The organism is Nesterenkonia sp., assembly GCF_029265375.1.
Taxonomy (GTDB): domain Bacteria; phylum Actinomycetota; class Actinomycetes; order Actinomycetales; family Micrococcaceae; genus Nesterenkonia.
On sequence record NZ_JAJUJJ010000012.1, the window covers coordinates 65,026 to 87,072 of the forward strand.

The 22,047-nt window shown below is 66.4% G+C and carries 21 protein-coding genes; 11 read left to right on the top strand and 10 right to left on the bottom strand.

Annotation, left to right across the window (positions count from 1 at the left end; genetic code table 11):
- Positions 1–7: 7 nt before the first annotated feature.
- From Q1K09_RS06810 to Q1K09_RS06820, 3 genes are read right to left on the bottom strand one after another with little or no spacing between them, the layout of a single operon-like run.
- Complete coding sequence (locus Q1K09_RS06810; protein WP_300344179.1) at positions 8–466, bottom strand: MaoC family dehydratase; 459 nt, start codon at positions 464–466, stop codon at positions 8–10.
- Positions 466–924 (bottom strand): MaoC family dehydratase N-terminal domain-containing protein, encoded by a 459-nt coding sequence (locus Q1K09_RS06815; protein WP_300344180.1) that lies wholly within the window; start codon positions 922–924, stop codon positions 466–468. Before Q1K09_RS06815 ends, Q1K09_RS06810 begins: the two co-directional genes overlap by 1 nt.
- Positions 921–1,199 carry a hypothetical protein gene (locus Q1K09_RS06820; protein WP_300344181.1) on the bottom strand — a complete coding sequence of 93 codons (279 nt, stop codon included), beginning with the start codon at positions 1,197–1,199 and terminating at the stop codon, positions 921–923. The genes Q1K09_RS06815 and Q1K09_RS06820 overlap by 4 nt, the downstream gene beginning before the upstream one ends.
- 157 nt (positions 1,200–1,356) lie before the next feature.
- On the opposite strand from Q1K09_RS06820, the gene Q1K09_RS06825 reads away from it, so the two are divergent.
- Both Q1K09_RS06825 and Q1K09_RS06830 read left to right on the top strand, forming a co-directional pair.
- The gene (locus tag Q1K09_RS06825) at positions 1,357–2,454 is read left to right on the top strand and encodes an S-(hydroxymethyl)mycothiol dehydrogenase (protein ID WP_300344182.1); all 1,098 of its coding nucleotides are present in this window, start codon (positions 1,357–1,359) and stop codon (positions 2,452–2,454) included.
- A 33-nt stretch (positions 2,455–2,487) separates the two neighbouring features.
- A complete protein-coding gene (locus tag Q1K09_RS06830) occupies positions 2,488–3,123 on the top strand; it encodes an MBL fold metallo-hydrolase (protein ID WP_300344183.1) in 636 nt (211 codons plus the stop codon).
- A 38-nt stretch (positions 3,124–3,161) separates the two neighbouring features.
- On the opposite strand, the gene Q1K09_RS06835 is transcribed toward Q1K09_RS06830, so the two are convergent.
- Positions 3,162–3,833: a GntR family transcriptional regulator gene (locus Q1K09_RS06835; protein WP_300344184.1), complete on the bottom strand. Its 672-nt coding sequence runs from the start codon at positions 3,831–3,833 to the stop codon at positions 3,162–3,164.
- 71 nt (positions 3,834–3,904) lie between these two features.
- Positions 3,905–5,056, bottom strand: coding sequence for a hypothetical protein (locus Q1K09_RS06840; protein WP_300344185.1), 1,152 nt, complete (start codon positions 5,054–5,056; stop codon positions 3,905–3,907).
- 203 nt (positions 5,057–5,259) lie between these two features.
- Here Q1K09_RS06840 and glyA point away from each other — a divergent pair, with 203 nt between their 5' ends.
- From glyA to Q1K09_RS06870, 6 genes are read left to right on the top strand one after another with little or no spacing between them, the layout of a single operon-like run.
- Positions 5,260–6,552, top strand: a complete 1,293-nt coding sequence (gene glyA / locus Q1K09_RS06845) for a serine hydroxymethyltransferase (RefSeq protein WP_300344186.1) — start codon at positions 5,260–5,262, stop codon at positions 6,550–6,552.
- The gene (locus Q1K09_RS06850) at positions 6,552–7,769 is read left to right on the top strand and encodes a sarcosine oxidase subunit beta family protein (RefSeq protein WP_300344187.1); all 1,218 of its coding nucleotides are present in this window, start codon (positions 6,552–6,554) and stop codon (positions 7,767–7,769) included. The genes glyA and Q1K09_RS06850 overlap by 1 nt, the downstream gene beginning before the upstream one ends.
- A 16-nt stretch (positions 7,770–7,785) precedes the next feature.
- Positions 7,786–8,055, top strand: a complete 270-nt coding sequence (locus Q1K09_RS06855) for a sarcosine oxidase subunit delta (protein WP_300344188.1) — start codon at positions 7,786–7,788, stop codon at positions 8,053–8,055.
- Positions 8,052–10,973, top strand: a complete 2,922-nt coding sequence (locus tag Q1K09_RS06860; protein ID WP_300344189.1) for a sarcosine oxidase subunit alpha family protein — start codon at positions 8,052–8,054, stop codon at positions 10,971–10,973. The genes Q1K09_RS06855 and Q1K09_RS06860 overlap by 4 nt, the downstream gene beginning before the upstream one ends.
- A complete protein-coding gene (locus Q1K09_RS06865; protein WP_300344191.1) occupies positions 10,966–11,577 on the top strand; it encodes a sarcosine oxidase subunit gamma family protein in 612 nt (203 codons plus the stop codon). The genes Q1K09_RS06860 and Q1K09_RS06865 overlap by 8 nt, the downstream gene beginning before the upstream one ends.
- 4 nt (positions 11,578–11,581) lie before the next feature.
- Positions 11,582–12,979: an L-serine ammonia-lyase gene (locus Q1K09_RS06870; RefSeq protein WP_300344192.1), complete on the top strand. Its 1,398-nt coding sequence runs from the start codon at positions 11,582–11,584 to the stop codon at positions 12,977–12,979.
- A gap of 53 nt (positions 12,980–13,032) precedes the next feature.
- Here Q1K09_RS06870 and purU read toward each other — a convergent pair whose 3' ends face one another.
- The 4 genes from purU to Q1K09_RS06890 are packed head-to-tail and all read right to left on the bottom strand — an operon-like array spanning position 13,033 to position 16,790.
- Positions 13,033–13,950: a formyltetrahydrofolate deformylase gene (gene purU, locus Q1K09_RS06875; RefSeq protein WP_300344193.1), complete on the bottom strand. Its 918-nt coding sequence runs from the start codon at positions 13,948–13,950 to the stop codon at positions 13,033–13,035.
- 10 nt (positions 13,951–13,960) lie between these two features.
- Entirely contained in the window at positions 13,961–15,160 is a 1,200-nt protein-coding gene (locus Q1K09_RS06880) for an aromatic ring-hydroxylating dioxygenase subunit alpha (RefSeq protein ID WP_300344195.1), read from the bottom strand.
- Between the two features lie 11 nt (positions 15,161–15,171).
- On the bottom strand, positions 15,172–16,449 hold the full coding sequence (locus Q1K09_RS06885; protein ID WP_300344196.1) for an FAD/NAD(P)-binding oxidoreductase: 1,278 nt from the start codon (positions 16,447–16,449) through the stop codon (positions 15,172–15,174).
- Positions 16,446–16,790, bottom strand: coding sequence for a bifunctional 3-phenylpropionate/cinnamic acid dioxygenase ferredoxin subunit (locus Q1K09_RS06890; protein ID WP_300344197.1), 345 nt, complete (start codon positions 16,788–16,790; stop codon positions 16,446–16,448). Before Q1K09_RS06890 ends, Q1K09_RS06885 begins: the two co-directional genes overlap by 4 nt.
- Positions 16,791–16,931: 141 nt before the next feature.
- On the opposite strand from Q1K09_RS06890, the gene Q1K09_RS06895 reads away from it, so the two are divergent.
- Together Q1K09_RS06895 and Q1K09_RS06900 are read left to right on the top strand one after the other, a co-directional pair.
- On the top strand, positions 16,932–17,702 hold the full coding sequence (locus Q1K09_RS06895) for an IclR family transcriptional regulator (RefSeq protein WP_300344198.1): 771 nt from the start codon (positions 16,932–16,934) through the stop codon (positions 17,700–17,702).
- 135 nt (positions 17,703–17,837) lie between these two features.
- Entirely contained in the window at positions 17,838–20,375 is a 2,538-nt protein-coding gene (locus Q1K09_RS06900; RefSeq protein WP_300344199.1) for an FAD-dependent oxidoreductase, read from the top strand.
- Between the two features lie 80 nt (positions 20,376–20,455).
- Here the strand turns inward: Q1K09_RS06900 and Q1K09_RS06905 are convergent, their stop codons facing one another.
- Positions 20,456–20,935 carry a GNAT family N-acetyltransferase gene (locus Q1K09_RS06905; RefSeq protein ID WP_300344200.1) on the bottom strand — a complete coding sequence of 160 codons (480 nt, stop codon included), beginning with the start codon at positions 20,933–20,935 and terminating at the stop codon, positions 20,456–20,458.
- Between the two features lie 246 nt (positions 20,936–21,181).
- On the opposite strand from Q1K09_RS06905, the gene Q1K09_RS06910 reads away from it, so the two are divergent.
- Positions 21,182–22,047 (top strand): phosphotransferase (locus tag Q1K09_RS06910; RefSeq protein ID WP_300344201.1); only part of this gene is annotated, 866 nt, incomplete at its 3' end.

Genomic DNA, 22,047 nt, shown 5'->3' on the forward strand with positions numbered 1-22,047 from the left:
GACGTCATTACAGCTGCACCAGGGCTTGGGATTTGGCCATCACGCGGGTGCGCTCCTCGCCGGCGAGAAGCTCCACCTTCAGGTCGATGCGCACTGTGGAGGCGTCCGGGTCCAGCTTCCCGATAGTCCCGGTGATCTCCAGCAGAGCGGTGGGGGCCTGGGGGGATCCGCTGGCGGCGTCAGGCACCGGGACCGGAGAGGTGAAGCGGGTCTGATAGTCGACCACGGCGGCCGGGTCGCCCGCCCAGTCGGTGACCAGCCCCACGGCCGCGCCCATGGTGAGCATGCCGTGGGCGATCACTCCGTCGAGTCCCACCTCACGGGCGAAGCGCTCATTCCAGTGGATCGGATTGTGGTCCCCGGAGGCGGCTGCGTAGCGGATCAGGTCCGCGCGGGAGAGTTCGATCCGACGGGTGCCGATGATCTGGCCTTTCTCCAACTCGTCCCACCGATGCGGCTGGGTCATCACTTCTCCTCGCTCTCGTCGGCGCGCACCAGCAGCGAGGAGGTCACGGTGGCTCGCGCCGCCCCGTCCTCAGCGGTGATCTCGGTGCGGGTGGTGACCATCGCCCCGGAACCCATCACGCGGATCCGCTCCAGGGTGGTCTGCGCCGAAAGGGTGTCCCCGGCGGTGATCGGGGAATGGTGGGTGAACCGCTCCTCGGCGTGGACGACGCGGGAGAAGTCGATGCCGGCTTCCGGGTCGTTGACGACGGCGGCCTCGGCGCGCTGGGCTGCCACCACCGCGAAGGTCGGCGGGGCGATCAGGTCCCGGTGCCCCAGCTCGCGGGCGGCCTGCGGGTCTTGGTGCGCGGGGTGGTCGGCCTTGACTGCGACGGCGAACTCACGGATGGTCTCGCGGCTGACCTGGTACGGAGGCGCGGGCGGGTAGGTGTGGCCCTGACGCGCGGTGCTGATGCTCATGAGCTCTGCCCCTTCTGCCGGATGATCTGAGCGGCTTGGCGCTTGCGCAGCCCGATGCCGATGACGTGGCTGAGCAGACCGATTCCCAGGAGCGCCATGCCGGTCACCCGGATGGTGGAGGCGGCAGATTCGGAGGCTGCGAACGCGGCGGCGATCACCGCGATGATGCCCAGCAGCGTGCCGCCCATACCGGTGAGCAGCGCGGCGCGGTATGCGGGCGTACCGGTGGACCAGGGGTCCATCTGCCCAGCGTGCGGATTCGTGGGATCAGCCATCGGCAGACCATCCTACCCGCGGTGCCTGAAGCCCCGGACTCAACCTCTCAGTGCAGACAGTCCGGGCGCGGCTCTTGTGCCGCGCCCCTGTCTCGACCAGACTCGGATGTATCACCTGAATCGACACTTCAAGCACTTGTGACCGGAGGAGCCCGTCATGCCGCATACCGTCAACGCCGTCGTCGTCACTGAGAAGAATGCACCGGCCGAAGTGACCCAGATCGTCGTCCCCGATCCCGGCCCGGGGGAAGTGGTGGTGGACGTCCTGACCTGCGGCGTGTGTCAGACCGACCAGCACTTCCAGCAGGGCGAGGTGGGAGACAATTTCCCCTACCTGCTCGGCCACGAGGCCACCGCCCGGGTCGCCGAGGTCGGAGAGGGCGTGACCAATGTGCGTGTCGGCGACAAGGTGATCCTCAACTGGCGGGCGGTCTGCGGCGAGTGCCGCGCCTGCCGGAAGGGTCAGCTGAAGTACTGCTTCAACACCCACAATGCCCAGCAGAAGATGACCCTGACCGACGGCACTGAGCTGGAGGCGGCCCTGGGCATCGGCTCCTTCGCTGAGAAGACGCTCGTCGCGGCCGGGCAGTGCACGGTGATCGAGGACGTCGACGACTCCGCCAACGCGGCGGTGGGTCTGCTGGGCTGCGGTGTGATGGCCGGCATCGGCGCTGCGATCAACACCGGAGAGGTCGCCCGCGGCGAATCGGTGGCCGTCATCGGCTGCGGCGGAGTCGGCACTGCAGCCATCGCCGGGGCCAAGCTGGCCGGAGCCACCACCATCATCGCGGTGGACATCGACCCGCGGAAGCTGGCCAAGGCTCAGGAGCTGGGCGCCACCCACACGGTGAACTCCGCCGAGCAGGACGCAGTGGAGGCGATCCGGGAGCACACCGGCGGTTTCGGCGCGGATGTGGTGATCGACGCCGTCGCCCGGCCGGAGACCTACAAGCAGGCCTTCTACGCCCGGGACCTGGCAGGCCGGGTGGTGCTGGTCGGCGTGCCGGATCCCGCTTTCACCATCGAACTGCCGATGATCGATCTCTTCGGCCGCGGCGGCGCCCTGAAGTCCTCCTGGTACGGCGACTGCCTGCCCTCCCGGGACTTCCCCATGCTGGTGGATCTCTACCGGCAGGGCCGGCTGGACCTGGATGCCTTCGTCACCGAGCGGATCCGTCTGGACCAGGTGCAGGAGGCCTTTGACACCATGAACCGCGGGGACGTTCTGCGCTCCGTCGTCGAACTCTCCGCCTGAGCCGACCACTACCCCACCCAAGGAGACAGAAGCATGGCTGCACGTATTGAGCATCTGGAGACCTCAGGCACGTTCTCGCTCGACGGCGAGACCCACCAGGTGGACAACAATGTCTGGATCGTCGGCGACGACCAGGAGGTCATCGTCATCGACCCCGCCCACGACGCCGATGCGGTCACCTCCGCAGTGGGCGGGCGCAGGGTGGCGGCGATCCTGCTGACCCACGGACACGACGATCACATTCGTCAAGTGCTTCAGGTCCAGGACGCCATCGGTGGCCAGACCCATCTCAACCCCGAGGACCGCATGCTGTGGGACCAGGTCCACAGTGCCGCCCCGGACGCGGAGATCGCTGAGGGAGACACCTTCACCGTGGCCGGCACGCAGCTGCGGGCCATCCACACCCCAGGGCACTCACCGGGTTCGACCTGCTTCTTCGCCGAGAACCTGGAGGGCGGGCCGGTGCTGTTCTCGGGAGACACCCTGTTCCAGGGCGGGCCGGGGGCCACCGGCCGCTCCTACAGCAGCTTCGACACCATCATCGAGTCCATCCGCACCAAGCTGTTCGATCTGCCGGCTGAGACGCGGGTCAACACCGGCCACGGACCCTCGACCACGATCGGCGAGGAATCCCCCAAGCTCGAGGAGTGGATACAGCGGGGCCACTGAGAACCGGCAGCACCGCCGGCAGGCTGCGCGTCCGGAGGCTACCCGCCGACGTCCTCCCTGACGACGGCCTGCCGGAGCTTCCGGTTGAACTCGGTGACATGCTCCCGGGCGAGCTCCTCAGCAAGGTCCGCCGCGCCGTCTGCTACTGCCTCCAGCAGGGCGCGGTGGCCGGCGATGTGGTCAGCCACCGAGGGGACGCGCTGGATCACTGACCACCACAGGCGGGTGGCCAGGTTGTCCAGCCGAAAAAGGGTCTCCCGCATATGCGGGTTGCTGATCAGCCGGTAGATCGCCCGGTGGGCGGCGAGGTCATACTCAATCAGGGTCCGCGCCTCCGGCTGACTGCCCATCAGCTTGTTGATCTCCTCGGCCAGGGTCCGCAGCTCCTCGCGCTGCGACTCATTGGCCTGTTCAGCCGCTTTCCGCGCACCGGCCGGCTCGAGGATAGCGCGCATCTCTGTGAGATGGTGCAGGTCGCTGAGATCGGCAGCAGCGGCGAAGGTCCCGCGCCGGGAGTAGAAGACGACCAGGTGGTCGGTCTCCAGCCGCTTCAACGCTTCGCGCAGAGGTGTGCGGCCGACCTCCAGCTCCTCGGCCAGTGAGCTTTCATGGATCGGCTCTCCGGGAGCGATGTCCAGCATGACCAGGCGATCCCGCAGGACGGTGTAGCAGTAATCGGCAAGGCTGGAGGCCATCGGCGCAGTCGGCATACCCCAGAAGTCTAGCCTCCGCCGGTGAACGCCGCGGTGCGGGGCCGCGGGCATGCGCCCGGGGCCCCGGGTCACGTCTGAGCGGCCGGACGGCCTGCGGCCTCGGCCCCGCTGCGGCGGGCCCACAGTCTCCGCCCGGTGGAGATGAGCATCATCACCAGCAGCAGAACGCCGACATAGCCGTTGATCACATAGACGATGTTGACCATCTGGGAGAAGGGAAGGATCAGGCCGATCACGATGCCGGCGGCCGCCAGGCCCAGCGTCGAGTACCTGAATCCCGGTGTTCTGTCTTCGAAGAACCGGGAGGAGACCGTCCACAGCAGCGGGATCGCCGTCGTGTAGATGCCCACCAGAATCATGACCGAGATGATCGAGGCGAGTGCCGGGCTGATATCCCGGGCCAGCACCAGCATCGGGATCTCCGTGCCGGCGACTCGCTCGATATTGGCCAGCAGCCCCAGCCCGACGACGATGCAGGCAAGGGAGAAGGCTGTTCCGCCGAGCAGGCCTCCGGCCGCTGCTTCCTTCTGGCTTGTGGCAGTCTTTCCCAGTGCTGTGACGAATGCCGCCAGCCACAGCATGCAGAAGCCGACATAGGACAGGCCGGCGGCGAACCAGTTGGTCGAGGCGCGGGTCAGCTCCAGGGTGGGCAGAAGGTCGTGCACCCCAGCGAGGTTCTCCGGACTCCTGACCAGCCCCACGATGCCCAGCACCACTGCGACCACTACGATCACCGGGCCGATCTTGCCGATGACGTCGACCAGGTTCTTCAGGCCGAACCACACAGTGGCACCCACGGCCACGGCGAGTCCCACGCCCCCCAGGTAGCGGGAGAGCCCATAGTGCTCCTGCACAACTGCTCCTGCCCCGCTGACCATGACGGTGAAGCTCAGGAAGACGAAGAGGATGGAGAAGGCATCGAAGAAGGCGCCCAGATGCTTCCCGCAGTAGTGGCGAAAGACAAGCGAGGGACGCTCGAACTGGTGCTTCTGGCCGGCGCGGAAGAATTCCACGCACACATAGCTCATCAGCGCCAGCACAAGGCCTCCTGTGCCCAGGATGCCCCAGTAGCCGTAGGAGGCGAAGTACTGCAGGATCTCCTGTCCAGTGGCGAAGCCGGAACCTATCAGGAAGGCGACGATCGCCCCCGCGTAGGTCAGCACCCGCAGCGGCCGGCGTTTTTCCCGGGTGCCCAGCGAGTGGTGAGACCGTACACTCATGCAGCTCCTCCTCAACAGGGCGAACGCCCCAGACTCCACCTGTGACAGGCGATTGATATATCAATTGCTCGACAAGACTCTAGAGCTCCGACGTGATCTGCGCAACACTCGATTCCGACGATGTCTTGACGGCCACATAGGCGACCCGTAGTCTAGGCGCCAACTGATATATCAATCGTTGTTTCAAGCCGTGGAAGGTCCCCATGACCGATTTGACCACCCCCTTGGCCGAGGCCGACCCGCAGGTCGCTGCCGCAGTGGACGCGGAGCTTGCGCGGCAGCGCAGCACCCTGGAGATGATCGCCTCGGAGAACTTCACCTCCGCAGCGGTGATGGAGGCTCAGGGCTCCGTGCTGACCAACAAATACGCCGAGGGCTACCCCGGGAAGCGCTACTACGGAGGCTGCGAGCACGTCGATGAGGTGGAGGAGCTGGCCATCCAGCGGGTCACCGAGCTCTTCGGCGCCGAGCACGCCAATGTGCAGCCCCACTCCGGCGCCCAGGCCAACGCCGCAGCCCTGGCCGCACTGCTCAACCCCGGCGACACCATCATGGGGCTGGACCTGGCCCACGGAGGGCACCTGACCCACGGGATGCGGCTGAACTTCTCCGGAAAGCTCTACCAGGTGGTCTCCTACGGTGTGGACGAACAGGACCATCTGATCGATATGGATGAGGTCCGGCGTCTGGCCCTGGAGCACCGGCCCGGAGTGATCATCGCCGGATGGTCCGCCTACCCCCGCCACCTGGACTTCGCCCGCTTCCGCCAGATCGCCGACGAGGTGGGCGCATATCTGATGGTGGACATGGCCCACTTCGCCGGCCTGGTCGCCGCCGGGCTGCACCCCAACCCGGTTCCCCACGCGGATGTGGTGACCACCACCACGCATAAGACACTCGGCGGGCCCCGCGGCGGCGTCATCCTCTCCACCCAACAGCTGGCGAAGAAGATCAACTCCGCAGTCTTCCCCGGCCAGCAGGGCGGACCCCTGGAGCACGTCATCGCCGCCAAAGCCGTGGCCTTCAGAGCCGCCGCATCCGCAGAGTTCCGTCAGCGGCAGGAACGCACCCTGGACGGTGCCCACGCGCTCGCGCGCCGACTGCGCGAGCCCGACGTCGCCGACTCCGGAGTCAGCCTGGTCAGCCGCGGCACAGATGTGCACCTGGTGCTGGTGGACCTGCGGAACTCGGATCTGGACGGCAAGCAGGCTGAGGACCGACTGCACCGCATCGGCATCACCGTCAACCGCAACGCGGTGCCCTTCGACCCGCGGCCCCCGATGATCTCCTCCGGGCTGCGCATCGGCACACCAGCGCTGGCCACCCGCGGCTTCGGACTCAGCGAGTTCCGTGAGGTCGCCGAAGTGATCGCCGGGGCCCTGAACCCTCAGTTCACCGACGACGACGCCGAGCTGCTCAGCGGGCGGGTGAGGCAGCTGGCAGAGAAGTTCCCGCTCTATCCGAAACTGACCGCCTCGGCGAAGGAGAGGGCCTGATGGCTGAGAAACTGCCCGAGCACCCGGAATTCCTCTGGAACAATCCGGAGCCGAAGAAGAGCTACGACGTCGTCATCGTCGGCGGAGGCGGCCATGGCTTAGCGACTGCCTACTTCCTCGCCTCCCGGCACGGGATCACCAATGTCGCGGTCCTGGAGCGCGGATGGCTGGCCGGCGGGAACATGGCCCGCAACACCGCCATCATCCGCTCCAACTACCTGTGGGACGAAAGCGCCCACCTGTATGAGCACTCGCTGAAGCTCTGGGAGCAGCTGCCCGAGGAGCTCGAGTATGACTTCCTGTTCTCCCAGCGCGGCGTGCTCAACCTGGCCCACACGCTCGGCGATGTCCGCGAGTCGGTCCGCCGGGTGGAGGCCAACCGGCTCAACGGCGTCGACGCGGAGTGGCTGACGCCGGAACAGGTCAAAGAGGTCTGCCCCATCATCAACACCGGGGACAACATCCGCTACCCCATCATGGGCGCCACCTATCAGCCGCGTGCCGGGATCGCCAAGCATGACCACGTCGCCTGGGCCCTGGCCCGCAAAGCCCAGGAGCTCGGTGTGGACCTCATCCAGAACTGTGAGGTCACCGGCTTCCGCACAGAGGGAGACCGGGTCACCGGCGTGGAGACCAGCCGCGGAACCATCCACGCCGGCAAAGTGGCACTGGCCGCCGCCGGGCATTCCTCCGTGGTCGCCAAACTCGCCGGACTCGATCTGCCCATCCAGTCCCATCCGCTGCAGGCACTGGTCTCCGAACTCTTCGAACCGGTCCACCCCACAGTGGTGATGTCCAACCATGTCCACGTCTACGTCTCCCAGGCTCATAAGGGCGAACTGGTCATGGGAGCCGGCATCGACCAGTACAACGGCTACGGGCAGCGCGGCGCATTCCACGTCATCGAGGACCAGATGGCCGCCGCCGTCGAGCTCTTCCCCATCTTCGCCCGGGCGCATGTGCTGCGCACCTGGGGCGGCATCGTAGACACCACCTTTGACGCCTCGCCGATCATCTCCAAGACCCCGATCGACCAGCTCTACGTCAACTGCGGCTGGGGCACCGGCGGGTTCAAGGGCACCCCGGCCTCCGGGTACACCTTCGCCCACACCATCGCCACCGACGAACCGCATCCGCTCAACGCTGCCTTCTCACTGGAGCGCTTCGAGACCGGATTCCTGATCGACGAACACGGCGCAGCCGCCGTCGCGCACTGAAGGAGGACCCCGTCCCATGATGCTGATCCCCTGCCCGCACTGCGGGCCGCGCAACGAAACCGAGTTCCAGTACGGCGGCCAGGCGTATGTGGCCTACCCCGAGGACCCCTACGCGCTCACCGACGAGCAGTGGGCCCGCTACCTCTTCTACCGGGAGAACCCCAAGGGCCCATTCGCCGAGCGGTGGGTGCACTCCGCGGGCTGCCGGAAATGGTTCAACGCGGTGCGTGACACCCGAACCTACGAATTCCTCTCCACCGAAGCCATCCAAGGAGCAGCCTCATGAGCCCGGCGCCCCGACGCGTCTCACCGAACCTGGCCCCCTACTGCCGGGTGGAGCCGAAGCGAGCGCGCAGCTTCACCCTGGACGGCAGGACCCTGAACGCCGCTGAGGGCGACACCCTGGCCAGCGCTCTGCTGGCCAACGGGCAGCGCCGCGTCGGCGACTCCATCTACCTGGGCCGTCCCCGGGGCATCTACGCCGCCGGGGTCGAGGAGCCCAATGCGCTGGTCACCGTGGATGACACCCGCAATGACCAGCCGGCGGAATCGATGCTGCCGGCCACCACCGTGGACGTCACCGAGGGCCTGGCCGTCCGGCAGCTCTCCGGTCTGGGCCAGTTGGACCCGCGGGAGGATTCGGCCTACTACGACCACAAACACGTCCACACCGATGTGCTGGTGGTCGGCGCCGGTCCGGCCGGACTGACCGCAGCCCGGGAGGCCGCCCGCTCCGGTGCGCGGGTGATGCTGCTGGACGAGCAGGCCACCCCCGGCGGCTCCCTGCTCTCCGACCCCGGAGCCACCGTCGACGGGCAGCCTGCCAGCAGCTGGATCGACGGGGTCCGCGGAGAGCTCAAGGACCTTCCAGAGGCCAGCTTCCTGCCGCGAACCACCGCCATCGGAAGCTACGACGCCAACTACATCGTCGCCGTCGAGCGGCGCACCGCCCACCTCTCCCAGCCGGCACCGGAGGGCGTGTCCCGCCAGCGGGTGTGGCATATCCGGGCCCGGCAGGTGGTGCTGGCCACCGGGGCCCACGAGCGCCACCTGATCTTCGCCAACAACGATCGGCCCGGCATCATGCTGGCCTCCGCCGTGCGGACCTATCTCAACCGGTACTGCGTGCTGGCCGGCGAAAAGGTCGCCGTCTCGACCACCAATGACTCCGTCTACGATCTGGTCGAGGAGCTCCTCGACGCCGGGGCGGAGGTAGTCGCCGTCGCCGACTCCCGCCCGGAGCCCACCCCGCGGGCACTCCAGGTCCAGGCCCGGGGCGTGGAGCTGCTGCCCGGCTCTGTGGTGGTGGACACCGGCGCCGACGACGAGGGCAGCCTGAACTCCGTACAGCTGGCGCAGCTGGAGGCCGACGGCAGTCTCTCCGCTCAGCCGCGCCGCTTTGAGGCCGACCTGCTGGCAGTCTCCGGGGGCTGGAACCCGGTCATCCACCTGCATACCCAGCGTCAGGGCGCGGTCACCTGGGAGGACCAGCTGGCCTCCTACATTCCCTCCGGTCCGGTGAAGGACCAGCACACTGCGGGGGCTGTCAACGGTCAGCTCACCCTGGCTGCGGCGCTGCGGCAAGGGGCCGAAGCCGGAGCCGCGGCAGCGGCGGGCGCTGGATTCAGCCGCACGGCCGAGGCCCCGCAGGCCGAGGAGCACCAGCCGGCACCGGCCCGGCCGGTATGGCTGGTGCCGGCTCCGCAGGGCAGCGACCGCCAGGCCTACCGCAACCACTTCGTCGACCTCCAGCGCGACCAGAGCGTCGCCGATGTGATGCGTGCGGTAGGGGCGGGCATGGAATCGGTGGAGCACGTGAAGCGCTACACCTCCATCTCCACCGCCCACGACCAGGGCAAGACCTCCAGCGCGGCCCTGGTGGCCACCCTCGCCCAGCTGCTGGGGCGCGGAAACCCTGCCGAGATCGGCCTGACCGCCTTCCGGCCGCCCTACACCCCGGTGTCCTTCGCCGCCCTGGCCGGGACCCGCAGGGGTGAGCTGTTCGACCCGGCCCGGATCACCTCGATTCATCCCTGGCATCTGGAGCAGGGGGCCGAATTCGAGGATGTCGGCCAGTGGAAGCGGCCCTGGTACTACCCGAAGCCCACCAGCACCGGCGAGCTGGAGGACATGGAGAGCGCCGTGCTGCGCGAATGCGCCGCGGTCCGCGACTCCGTCGGCTTCCAGGACGTCAGCACCCTGGGCAAGATCGAAATACGCGGCAAAGACGCCGGGGAGTTCCTCAACCGGATCTACACCAACGCCTTTAAGAAGCTGGCTCCGGGCAAGGCCCGCTACGGGGTGATGTGCCACGCCGACGGCATGATCTTCGACGACGGCGTCACCCTGCGGCTGGACGAGGACCGGTACCTGATGACCACCACCACCTCCGGTGCGGCCGGAGTGCTGGACTGGCTGGAGGAGTGGCTGCAGACCGAATGGCCCGAGCTGGACGTGTACTGCACCTCCGTCACCGAGCAGTACTCGACCGTGGCCGTGGTCGGACCGAAGTCCCGGGAGGTGATCGCCAAGATCGCTCCGGATCTGGATGTCTCCGCTGAGGGCTTCGAGTTCATGTCCTTCCGGGAGACCACGCTGGCCTCCGGGATCCCGGCACGGGTCTGCCGGATCTCCTTCTCCGGAGAACTGGCCTTCGAGGTCAATGTGGCCGCCTGGTACGGGCTGAAGGTCTGGGAGGACATCGCCGATGCCGGAGCGGAGTTCAACATCACCCCCTACGGCACAGAAACCATGCACGTGCTGCGTGCCGAGAAGGGGTTCATCATCGTCGGTCAGGACACCGACGGGACGGTCACCCCGCAGGACGCCGGGATGGAGTGGGCGGTTTCGAAGAAGAAGGACTTCATCGGCAAACGCTCCTACCTGCGCCCCGACAATCAGCGCACCGACCGCAAGCAGCTGGTCTCGGTGCTGCCGAAGGACAAGACTCTGAAGCTGCCCGAAGGCACTCAGCTGATCCTCCCGGAGACCGCCCCGGACCAGCACCCGGTGCCGATGGAAGGATGGGTCACCTCCTCCTACCGGTCCGCAGCCCTGCAGCGCACCTTCGGACTTGCCCTGATCACCAGCGGACGGCAGCGCATCGGTCAGACCCTGCACGCAGTGGTCGATGACCGGCCCGTCGAAGTGGAGATCGGACCCACTGCCCTCTACGACCCGGAAGGGAGCCGCCGCGATGGCTGAGACCCTGACCCAAGGACCCCCCGATCTGCGGGTGTCCCCGCTGCAGCATCTGCACCGGCAGCTGGCGGCCGCCGCTGCCCCCGGCCCGCAGGGCTTGGAGATCCGGGAGGTGGCCTTCACCACGCAGCTTGGTCTGCGCGCAGAGCCCGGCTCTCAGGCCCACACGAGGTTCGCCGAGGTTCTGGAGGGCCTGCCCTCCGCAGTGGGAGAGACCACCGGCACCCCCGACGGCGTGGCCACTCTGTGGCTGGCGCCGGATGAGTTCCTCGTCGTCGCGTCCGGGCAGGACCACCAGCTGCTGCAGCGGCTGGAGCATGCCTTGGGCGAGGCTGCCGGACAGGTGGTCGACCTCTCGGCCAACCGCACCACAGTGGAGCTCAGCGGCGGAAGCGCCCGCGACGCGTTGGAGAAGGGGGTCCCCGCCGACCTGCACCCCAGGGAGTTCCCCGTCGGCCGGGCGATCACCACCACCCTGGGGCCGGTGCCGGTGCTGCTGTGGCGCACCGAGGACAGTACCTTCCGCATCCTGGTGCGGTCCTCCTTCGCAGACTATGCTGCCCGCTGGCTGCTGGACGCAGCTGAAGAATACCGGCCTCGGAGGTGATCCGATGGCACTGAGCGCCCTGGATCTCTTCTCAGTCGGCATCGGCCCCTCCTCCTCCCATACGGTGGGGCCGATGCGAGCCGCGCGGCTCTTCGCCCAGCAGATGGTCGACGCCGACCAGCTGGACCAGATCAGCCGAGTCAAGGCCGAGCTCTTCGGCTCCCTCGGCGCTACCGGAGTCGGCCACGGCTCTGACAAAGCAGTCATTCTGGGACTGCAGGGCGAGGACCCCGAGAGCCTGGACGTTGAGACTGCAGACGACCGGGTCCAGCAGTGCTCTGAGCAGGGAGAGCTGCTCTTCGCCGGCAAACAGACCATCAGCTTCTCCCGCTCCCAGGATGTGAAGCTGCACCGGCGAAAGTCTCTGCCGGCCCATCCCAACGGCATGACCTTCACCGCCTACGACGGCGCCGGAGAGGTGCTCGCTGAGGGCACCTACTACTCGGTGGGCGGCGGATTCGTCGTCGTGGGGGAGCCCGAGGCCGATGACCCGCTGGTCGACGACACACCGGGGCTGCCCTACCCCTTCTCCACTGCTGAGGAGCTGCTGCAGCACTGCCGCCGCGAAGGGGCCTCCATTGCGCAGATCATGCTGGCCAATGAGCTGACCTGGCGCAGCGAGGAGGAGGTTCGCCGCGAACTCCTCTACATCTGGCAGGTCATGCGCGAGTGCGTCGAGAATGGCTGCACCCGGCGGGAGACCATCCTGCCCGGCGGCCTGAAGGTCAAGCGCCGCGCCCCCGCCCTGCGTGATGAGCTCCTGGAGGCTGAGGCTCAGGCGCGGACCTCCGAGGACGCTCCGGACCCGCTGCACGCCATGGAGTGGGTCAATCTGTTCGCCCTGGCGGTCAATGAGGAGAATGCCTCAGGCGGTCGGATCGTCACCGCGCCGACCAACGGAGCGGCAGGAATCGTGCCTGCTGTGCTGCACTACTACGACCGGTTCGTGCCGGGAGCGGACGACGACGGCGTGGTGGACTTTCTGCTCACCTCCGCGGCGGTAGGGATCCTGTTCAAGGTCAACGCCTCGATCTCCGGGGCCGAGATGGGCTGCCAGGGAGAGGTGGGGTCGGCCTGCTCCATGGCCGCTGCCGGCCTCTGCGCGGTGCTGGGCGGAACACCTGAGCAGGTGGAGAACGCCGCCGAGATCGGGATCGAGCATAATCTCGGGCTGACCTGCGATCCGGTGGGAGGACTGGTCCAGATCCCCTGCATCGAACGAAACGCGGTGGCCAGCATGAAAGCTGTCAACGCCGCGCGGATGGCGATGCGCGGCGACGGCACCCATGTGGTCACCCTGGATCAGGCGATCAAGACCATGCGGGACACCGGCAATGACATGAAGACCAAGTACAAGGAAACATCCCGCGGCGGTCTGGCCGTCAACGTCATCGAGTGCTGAGCTGAGCGCTGCCGCAGGCTCAGCTGCTCAGCCCAGCACACCGGTTCAGCCGCTCAGCGCAGCACGACCGTCTTGTTGCCGTGGAGCACGACTCGGCCCTCGGCGTGCCAGCGCACGGCCTGGGACAGCGCTTTGGCCTCCGTGTCGCGGCCAGCGGCAATCAGGTCCTCCGGGCCGTAGGTGTGGTCGACGTCGATCACCTGCTGGGCGATGATGGGGCCTTCGTCCAGCTCGCTGTTGACGTAGTGGGCGGTTGCTCCCACAGTCTTGACTCCCCGCTCAAATGCCTGGTGATAGGGCTGGGCCCCTTTGAAGCTGGGCAGGAATGAGTGGTGGATATTGATGATCCTGCCGGCCATCTGATCAGCCAGCGAGTCGCTGAGGACCTGCATATACCGAGCCAGCACCACCAGCTCGACGTCCAGTCGATCCACCAGGTCCAGCAGCTCGGCCTCCGCCTGCGGTTTGGTCTCCTTGGTGATGGGGATGTGGAAGAAGGGGATGCTGTGCCACTCCACCAGCCGCTGGTGGTCCAGATGGTTTGAGGCCACAGCGACGATCTCAATGGGCAGATCGCCCTTGCGGGTGCGGAAGAGCAGATCGTTGAGGCAGTGCTCGGTCTTCGAGACCATGATCAGCACCCGCAGCCGCTCCACCGGCGATTTCAGACTCCAACGCATGGAGAAGCTCTCGGCCACCGGGACCAGGGCTTCGCGCACCTGAGGCAGGGCGGAGTACTCCTGGCGGCCCGGCTCAGCGTGGACCCGCATGAAGAACCGCTCCGAGCGGGTGTCGTTGAACTGGTCGAGCTCCATGATGTTGAACCCGTGCTCCACCAGCACCCCGCTGACCGCATGGACGATACCCAGCGTGGAGGGACAGTCGAGAGTCAGGATGAGGCCCTCGGCGGTCCCCCGGCGGGGCTGCGCGGAGGTGCGCACAGTGGTCTGAGTCTGCGTCGCTGTTGTCATAGATGCCCCCCTAAACTGCGGCCTTCTCGGTCTCCTGCTGGGCCGCTGCCACCTGCTCGAAGCCTAAGGTGCGGTACCACCAGGCGTGAAATTCCTGAATATGGTGCTCGCTGGGCACCAGGGCGCCGCCGCTGCTGTAGGCCTTGGACCTCATAGACGGCTGGGTCAGTTCGCAGGCGTTGAAGTCCTGCAGATTCACGCGGTGGAAGAGCTCCACAGACTTGGAGACATCCAGCTCACCGGAGGTGATCTTGTCCACCACCTCCGGCAGGAACAGCCAGTCGCACTCCACGATCGTTCGGGATTCAGAGACCGGGAACATGCGGTGGATGATCACGTGGTCCGGCACAGTGTTGATGAACACCTGCGGCTTGACGGTGATCGCATAGTACTTCCGGTCCTGGTCAGGGGCGATCGCCGGCAGCTGGTGGACGCCGGAGGCCGAACCGTCCACGGTGAACCCCTGAATCTCCTCGCCGAAGCTGGAGCCATGAACCTCACCGTTCTTGCGCTGGGAGGCCAGACCGTCGGCGAACTCGGGGATGACCTCGGTCAGCTCAGGGTGGATCGTCGCACAGTGGTAGCACTCCATGAAGTTCTCGATGATCAGCTTCCAGTTGGCTGCCACATCGTAGGTCTTGGTATCCCCGAGCCTGAGGTGTTCGATGCCGTAGTTGTCGATGGACTCGACCTCGCCGAATCGGGTGCGCACCTCACCGAGGACCTCCCGCTCGAAGTTCGGAGGCTCCTCGGCCAGGCAGACCCACACATAGCCCAGCCATTCACGCACATGAACCGGCTTCAGACCGTACTGCTTCCGGTCCACGTCCGGCATCGAGGTCAGATTGGGGGCGGCCACGAGGTCACCCTCCAGGGCGTAGGTCCAGGCATGGTAGCCGCACTGCAGCGTCTTGTTCTTCCCCTCCCCGGCGGTGCAGACGCGCATGCCGCGGTGTGCGCAGACGTTGAAATAGGCTTTGATGCCTTCTCTTCGGCTGCGCACCACAATGATCTCCTCCCGTCCCACGGTGACCGTCTTCCAGTGCCCGGGGCTGGGGAGGGAGTCGGAGCGCAGGACGCAGTTCCACATCTTCTCGAAGATCTCGGCCTGCTCCTTCTCGAAGATGTCCGGGTCGGTGTAGGCATCCCCGGTGGGTGTCGGCAGCAGGGACGAGCCCGGCAGCGGTTCGTCGAGATGGTCGATGATCATGGCGGTCCTCCTTAGGCGGAAAAGGGTGCATTCTCGGCCGCGTGCACAGCGGCTGAAGCAGGTGTTCTGCGGATGCGGCGCTGCTTGCGCCAGCGGGTGACGTCTTTGAGTCGGTTGATGCCCAGGATGCCGACGTTCTGGCCGTCCCGGGCGTAGTGGACCAGCAGATTGCCCTCCGCCGGGGAGCCCTCGGCCACTGTGACCTCATTGGCCAGATGGATACGGCCCGCGCCCTGGATGCGCAGGTCGAACTGATCCGACCAGAAGTAGGGCTCCTGCAGGGGAACCGGATCAGCACCCGTCAGTGCGGCGGCGACGACGGCGGCCTCCTCGACGGCTTCCTGCCAGTGCCCCACCGGCCGCAGTCCGCTGGAGTGCGAGGCCCATTGGGCGCAGTCCCCGGCGGCGTAGACCCCGGGGACAGCAGTGGCGCCGGTGTCGTCGCAGGCCACAGCGCCGGTGTCGCTGGTGAGTGTGACTTCAGAGCCCAGAAGCCATTCGGTGCGCGGTCGGGCGCCGATGGCGCAGATGACGATGTCGGCGGTGATGGTCTCACCATCTGCGAGGATGACTTCGTGCCCGCGGTGGCAGCTGCGCACTGCCTGAGCCCGGGATGCAGAGGCGAAACGGACACCATGGGCCTCATGGGCAGCCCGGATGGCCTCCCCCACCGGCCTGCCGAGTCTGCGAGCGCCCGGGTGCTCCTCCCCCGCGGCCACAGTGACCGAACCGGCACCGCGCTCGGTGCAGGTGGCCGCCGCCTCCAGGGCGAGGAATCCTCCGCCCACCACGGCAACGTCCAAGCCCTCAAGAGTGGTGTCGCGCAGCGCCAGGGCGTCCTCCATATTGCGCAGCACGTACGGGCGCGCCCCGAGGCCTTCCTCGGAGGAGGCCGCCGGCAGGCTCATCGCATAGGCGCCGGTGGTGATCACCACGGCATCGCCGGGATGGAAGGCGCCGTCGTGGGTGTGGACGCCCAGCGGCTCTGTGCCGTCTGCGCTGCCTGAGAGACGCACGACGCCGACTCCGCTGACCCAGGTGACATCGAGCGGGTCCTCGGGGTCGTCCAGCAGCAGATCCTCCTCCGCTGCCGCCCCGGTCAGATAGGCCTTGCTCAGAGCGGGCCGGTCATAGGCGGGCCGGTTCTCCTCGCCGAATATGGTGATCGGGCCGGTGTGCCCGTTCGCCCGGACTCCGCGGGCGGTGTGGTAGCCGGCCAGGCCGGCGCCGACGATGAGCACGTGGCCCTCAGGGGGCAGAGGCGCACCGCTGCGCTGTTCGTACATCATGCTTTCACTCCTGGGGGCAGGTTGGGCGCTTCCTGAGAGAGCTCGACCATGACGTCGTCGCCCTGGACTTGGACGCTGTGGACACGGACGCGCTTCTTCGCGGGGGGCTGATCCACCTCGCCGGTGGTCAGGGAGAAGGTGCTTTCGTGCAGGGGGCACTCCACCCTGCAGTCCTCCACCCACCCGGCGGCCAGGGAGGCGTCCTGGTGGGTGCAGGTGTCATCTATGGCATGGACAGTGCCTTCCTCAGTGAGGAAGACAGCGATGGGCGGGCTGACTGAATCGATGCGGAGTCCCTCACCCGGGGTGAGGTCCTGTAGGGAACATGCTCTGAAGCTCACTTGCATTCACCACCAACTGGAGACTAATGTTGCGTGTATCGCAACGTGAACTTGTCTACGCAACACGTAGTGTGACAAGTATCGCAGTAGGGTCTCGAGCCGTGTCAAGAGTTCGCAACGTAAGAAACGAGATTCACACCGATGAGTTCCTCAAAAGCAAGCCCCGTGCAGTCCGTGGAGCGCGCCATCCAGATTCTGGAGCTGCTCCGAGAGGACCCTGCGGTGAGCATGAGCGAGATCTCCCGCCGCCTGGAAGTCCACCGCTCCACCGTCCTGCGGGTCCTGGCCACGCTGGAGGCGTACGACCTCGTCGAGCAGAGCGGCAGAGGCTCCTACCGGCTGGGCTTCGGCCTGCTGCGACTGGCCAGCGCAGTGCGGAACCAGATCGACTTCGCGAAAGATGCCCAGTCGAGCTGCGATCACTTGGCCGACCGCCTCAACGAGACGGTGAACGCCGCCATCCTGGACGAAGGGTTCGCAGTGACCATCACTCAGGCCCAGGGTGATCAGATGGTGGGCGTGACCAAGCAGTACGTAGGTCAGCGCGGACCGCTGCATGCCACCTCCACCGGCAAAATATTGCTGGCCCATGCCGGGGACGACCAGTTCGACCGTCTGGTGGACCGCGGCATGGAGAGCTTCACCGGCATGACCATCACCGACCCCGATGTCCTGCGCACAGAGCTGGAAGCCGTCCGGCGCAGGGGGTGGGCCTCGGCGGTTGCCGAATGGGAGCGCGGCATCAATGCCCTGGCTGTGCCGGTGCGCGATGCCGACGGCGGTGTGGTGGCGGCCCTGTCGGTGACCGCCCCGTCCTTCCGGCTGCCTGAGTCGCATTTCGCTGAGCTGGCTGAGATTCTCACTGCGGAAGCGTCCGCTTTGGAGGAACGACTCGGATACTTCGGCGACTGAGCCTCGCCCCGCAGCGCGGCGGGACTCGTCTCAGCATTTTTTCAGTCTTTACCTCTTGTGTAAGTATTCGTTTTCTTTCTATGGTGGTTGCACTCAGTAACCTATGTTGCTGCTATCGCAACACATGGAGGGCGTATGTCGCACTTTGATCCTTCCCGCGGTCCCCGAGTGGTCATCATCGGCTTGGGAGTTGTGGGCGCGTCGCTGGTGGATGAGCTTGTGATGCGCGGCTGGACGAACGTCACCGTCGTCGAGCAGGGCCCGCTGTACGCCACCGGCGGGTCCAGTTCGCACGCTCCGGGCTTCGTCTTCCAGAACGCGCCGAGCAAGGCTCTGTGCGAGCTTGCCCAGCGGACTCTGAACAAGCTCGACGACGCCCAGGTCAACGGCGACTGGGTGATGAAGCGGGTGGGCGGCATCGAACTCGCCACCACCGAGGAGCGGCTCAATGAGCTGCGCCGCCGCTTCGGCTTTGCGGAGTCCTGGGGCGTACCCGCTGAGCTGATCTCCCCGGAGGAGGTCGGCAGGCTGTGGCCGGGCCTCGACACTTCCGCCGTGCTGGGCGGGCTGTACACTCCCACCGACGCTGTGGTCAAGGGAGTGCGCGCCGTCGAGTTCCAGGCTCGCAGGGCTGAAGCAGGCGGGGCCACCATCCTCGGCAGCACCAAGGTCACTGCCATTCGCCGGAAGGACGGAAAGGTCACCGGAGTCGAAGTGGCAGCCGTCGGCAGCGATCAGGAGCCGGAGGTGATCCCGGCCGACGTCGTCGTCTGCTGCGCAGGCCTGTGGGGCCCAGGCATGGCCCGGGACCTGCTGGGGATGGAGATCCCCATGCTGCCGGTGGAGCACGGCTTCGGACTCAGCAGGCCCGTTCCGGCGCTGACCGCCCTCGATGCGAAGACCGAGGTGGTCAAGCCCATGCTGCGCCACCAGGACCATGCCATGTACTTCCGCGAATGGGGCGATCGGATCGCCATAGGCGCCTATGAGCACCGCCCCCTGCCGGTCGAGCACGATCAGATCGCCGAGCCTGAGGAGGCCCTGCGGACCGGGGTGGAGCCCTCGGTGCACCCGTTCACCCGGGAGGACTTCCAATCCACATGGGAGGAGACCCAGAAGCTGCTTCCTGCACTGCGTCAGGCCGAGCTGGACGAGGAGACGTGCTTCAACGGCATCTTCTCCTTCACTCCCGACGGCGGCCCTCTCCTGGGCCCGGTTCCAGCCACAGAGGGCCTGTGGATGGCTCAGGCCGTGTGGGTCACCCAGTCGGCTGGAGTCGGTCAGATCATGGCGGATTGGCTGGTCAGCGGCGATCCCGGGATCGACACCCACGGCCTGGACCTCAACCGCTTCGATCCGGCGCTGGTCTCCAAGCGGTGGTCGCGGGAGCAGGGTGAGGAGTCCTATGACGAGGTCTATGACATCGTCCATCCCAAGGCCACCACGCTGCGCATGCGCGGACTGCGGACTTCCCCGTTCTACGAGCGCCAGCGCGGCCTGGGTGCTGCCTTCAGTGTGGCCAGCGGCTGGGAACGTCCTCTGTGGTATCACTCGAATGCCGCCCTGCCTGACGGAACGCCGGCTGTGCCGATGCTGGGCGAGGAACCGCTGCCGGCCCGTGACCGGTGGGCTGCACAGTACTGGAACCCGATCGTCGCCGTAGAGGCGCAGCGTCTGCGTGAATCGGTCGGCCTGGTGGATATGTCCTCCCTGCCGCGTCTGGAGCTTTCCGGCTCCGGGGCCACTGATTTCCTCAACCAGCTCAGTGAGGAGGGGGCGCTCAGCCGGCCGGTCGGAAAGACCATCGGCAGCATCGCATATGTGCTGATGCTCACTGAGCAGGGCGGGATCCTCTCTGACGTGACCATCGCACGAACCGGAGAGGAGACCTACCACCTGGGGGTCAACGGCAACCAGGACGCCGCCTGGCTGCAGCAGAAGATGCGCGAACACAATGTGTCGCTGCATCTGAGCGACGTCTCGTCCGGGTCCTGCGGGCTGGGGCTCTGGGGCCCGCGTGCCCGGGACGTGCTCTCCCGACTGGTGGAGGAGGACATCTCCCATGAGAGCTTCCGGTTCTACCGCAGCCGGCGGCTCGCCGTGGCAGGCGTTCCGGTGCTGGCGCTGCGACTGAGCTACGTGGGCGAGCTGGGCTGGGAGCTCTACGCGCCGGCGGAGTTCGGCCGCTGCCTCTGGGACGAGCTCATGGCCGCCGGCCGCGAGGACCAGATCCTTCCGGTGGGCCGCAGAGCGTTCGAGAGCCTCCGGCTGGAAAAGGGATTCCGACTCTGGGGAGCAGATATGACACGCGAGCACACCCCGGCCGAAGCAGGTCTCGAATTCGCGGTCCGGGGGCCGGCGGCCGAGAAGCTCTCCGCCCTCGGCGCAGACACTCCGACCAGGCGACTGACCTGTTTAACGCTCGAGGACCCGTCCAGAGTGCTGATGGGCCACGAACCCGTCTACGACCCGAATGCGACCGAGCCGATCGGCTACGTCACCAGTGCCGACCAGGGCTACACCATCGGAGCATCCATCGCCTACGCCTGGGTGCCTTCTGAGTTCGCGGAGACCGGCACTGCTCTGGAGGTGGAATACTTCGGCGAGCGTTACCGAGCCCGGGTCAGCGAGGAACCGCTGTTCGATCCCTCAGCTTCGCGGATGCGCAGCTGATCGCAGCGTTTGCAGCGAGAGCGACTGTGGCTGGAGATCTCTGATCAGCAGCAGGGGTGAAGCAGCGCTCATCGGAAGGGCTATGCGCCGCTGGCATCTTCGGCGACGTCGAAGCGGTGACCGATGGCGTCGCCGACATGCCGGTACGGGGTGAAGCCCATCGCCGAGTAGTAGGCCAACGCTGGCGCGTTCTCGGCTCCGATCGTGGCATCTATGTGCAGCAGGCCTGCAGTCCTCGCTGCCTCCGAGCTCACAGCGAAGAGGCGGCGCCCAAGCCCACTCCGCCCTGCCTCGGGATGAATGTGTGTGCCGATGATCCCCCACCCCTCGGCGACGTCGTAGGGGTTGCGGAGCCACGCCCGCAAGAGCGCCTGAAAACCGACTACCCTGCTTTCCTGGTCTGCGACAGTGCAGGCAATGAGGTGAGGCGTATCGAGGTATCGCTCTCGCACCAGCTCAGTATCAGCAGGGCTTGAGCGCAGCCCAGCACGGTAGATCGCATTCAGCACCTCGACCATATCTTCGGCATCATGTGAGTGCGCAGGGCGAATGCTGATCATGCCTCCATTGTGGCACCGCCCTCAGACCAGAGGACTCCGATGAGCACAGCGGCGTCGAGGAGAATCAATCGAACCACTCTTCGCGAAGCTGCGATACACGATCCGAATCGCAGCGCCTTGTAAGCGGCCGAGGAGCCTCCTCCTCGCCTGCAGACCCGAGCTCTCGCAGTCCACGTGGTCAGCTCCCACACATGCGCTGCCACGTCATCTCACTACACAGTGCAGCCTGAGCTATAGAGTGAAGACGTGCATGCAGACCAGTTGCACGTGACAGCTGCAACTGTCAGCCAGCTGATTCGCGACCAGTTCCCGCACTGGACCCATCATTCTCTTAATGCCCTACCCCAGACCGGGACAGTCCATGCGATCTTCACGATAGGTGATCAGCTGGCTGCACGGTTTCCCCTACACTCCGGGGACCCCGACAGAATTCTTGAAACTCTCCGACACGAGGCTGAGGCCCTTGAAAGATTGGCCGCTGCGATAACCCACCCCAGCCCCGAACCCGTAGCGTTAGGTGAGCCTGGTCGCGGTTATCCGTTGCCTTGGATCGTTTGCACCTGGATTCCTGGCGATATCGCCGCGCCAGCATCGGTGTCAACCTCCGACGCCGCTGCTCAAGATCTCGCGGCACTTCTCCGCGAGCTCCGGCGAGCAGACACATACGGCAGGACCTTCTCAGGGAAAGGCCGAGGTGGGCACCTGCCCGATCACGACGAGTGGATGGAGACCTGCTTCGATCAGAGCGCAGAGCTGTTGGACACCGAGTCTCTTCGGAAACTACGGTCTCAGTTCCGCCAGCTTCCCCGAGACGATCAAGACGTGATGAATCACGGCGACCTGATCCCGCAGAACATCCTGATTTCAGATGGTCGACTTGCTGGAGTCATCGACGGTGGCACCTACGGTCCCGCTGACCCTGCATTGGACCTCATCGCAGCCTGGCACCTCTTCGATGGCACGCGCCGAGAGGTTGTCAGAACTGAACTCCGGAGCAGTGATGTTGAGTGGCACCGCGGTGCCGCGTGGGCGTTCCAGCAGGCCATGGGACTGGTCTGGTATTACGAGAGGTCGAACCCAACCATGGCCCGCCTCGGAAGAAGCACATTATC

Bases quoted from the DNA above. Each gene is read 5' to 3' on its own strand.
- Q1K09_RS06850 (WP_300344187.1), top strand. From the start codon at position 6,552: ATGGCTGAGAAACTGCCCGAGCACCCGGAATTCCTCTGGAACAATCCG.
- Q1K09_RS06905 (WP_300344200.1), bottom strand. From the start codon at position 20,935: ATGATCAGCATTCGCCCTGCGCACTCACATGATGCCGAAGATATGGTC.
- Q1K09_RS06815 (WP_300344180.1), bottom strand. From the start codon at position 924: ATGAGCATCAGCACCGCGCGTCAGGGCCACACCTACCCGCCCGCGCCT.
- Q1K09_RS06870 (WP_300344192.1), top strand. From the start codon at position 11,582: ATGGCACTGAGCGCCCTGGATCTCTTCTCAGTCGGCATCGGCCCCTCC.
- Q1K09_RS06900 (WP_300344199.1), top strand. From the start codon at position 17,838: ATGTCGCACTTTGATCCTTCCCGCGGTCCCCGAGTGGTCATCATCGGC.
- Q1K09_RS06885 (WP_300344196.1), bottom strand. From the start codon at position 16,449: ATGATGTACGAACAGCGCAGCGGTGCGCCTCTGCCCCCTGAGGGCCAC.
- Q1K09_RS06840 (WP_300344185.1), bottom strand. From the start codon at position 5,056: ATGAGTGTACGGTCTCACCACTCGCTGGGCACCCGGGAAAAACGCCGG.
- Q1K09_RS06825 (WP_300344182.1), top strand. From the start codon at position 1,357: ATGCCGCATACCGTCAACGCCGTCGTCGTCACTGAGAAGAATGCACCG.
- Q1K09_RS06895 (WP_300344198.1), top strand. From the start codon at position 16,932: ATGAGTTCCTCAAAAGCAAGCCCCGTGCAGTCCGTGGAGCGCGCCATC.
- purU (WP_300344193.1), bottom strand. From the start codon at position 13,950: ATGACAACAGCGACGCAGACTCAGACCACTGTGCGCACCTCCGCGCAG.
- Q1K09_RS06830 (WP_300344183.1), top strand. From the start codon at position 2,488: ATGGCTGCACGTATTGAGCATCTGGAGACCTCAGGCACGTTCTCGCTC.
- Q1K09_RS06880 (WP_300344195.1), bottom strand. From the start codon at position 15,160: ATGATCATCGACCATCTCGACGAACCGCTGCCGGGCTCGTCCCTGCTG.
- Q1K09_RS06860 (WP_300344189.1), top strand. From the start codon at position 8,052: ATGAGCCCGGCGCCCCGACGCGTCTCACCGAACCTGGCCCCCTACTGC.
- Q1K09_RS06865 (WP_300344191.1), top strand. From the start codon at position 10,966: ATGGCTGAGACCCTGACCCAAGGACCCCCCGATCTGCGGGTGTCCCCG.
- Q1K09_RS06820 (WP_300344181.1), bottom strand. From the start codon at position 1,199: ATGGCTGATCCCACGAATCCGCACGCTGGGCAGATGGACCCCTGGTCC.
- Q1K09_RS06855 (WP_300344188.1), top strand. From the start codon at position 7,786: ATGATGCTGATCCCCTGCCCGCACTGCGGGCCGCGCAACGAAACCGAG.
- Q1K09_RS06835 (WP_300344184.1), bottom strand. From the start codon at position 3,833: ATGCCGACTGCGCCGATGGCCTCCAGCCTTGCCGATTACTGCTACACC.
- Q1K09_RS06810 (WP_300344179.1), bottom strand. From the start codon at position 466: ATGACCCAGCCGCATCGGTGGGACGAGTTGGAGAAAGGCCAGATCATC.
- glyA (WP_300344186.1), top strand. From the start codon at position 5,260: ATGACCGATTTGACCACCCCCTTGGCCGAGGCCGACCCGCAGGTCGCT.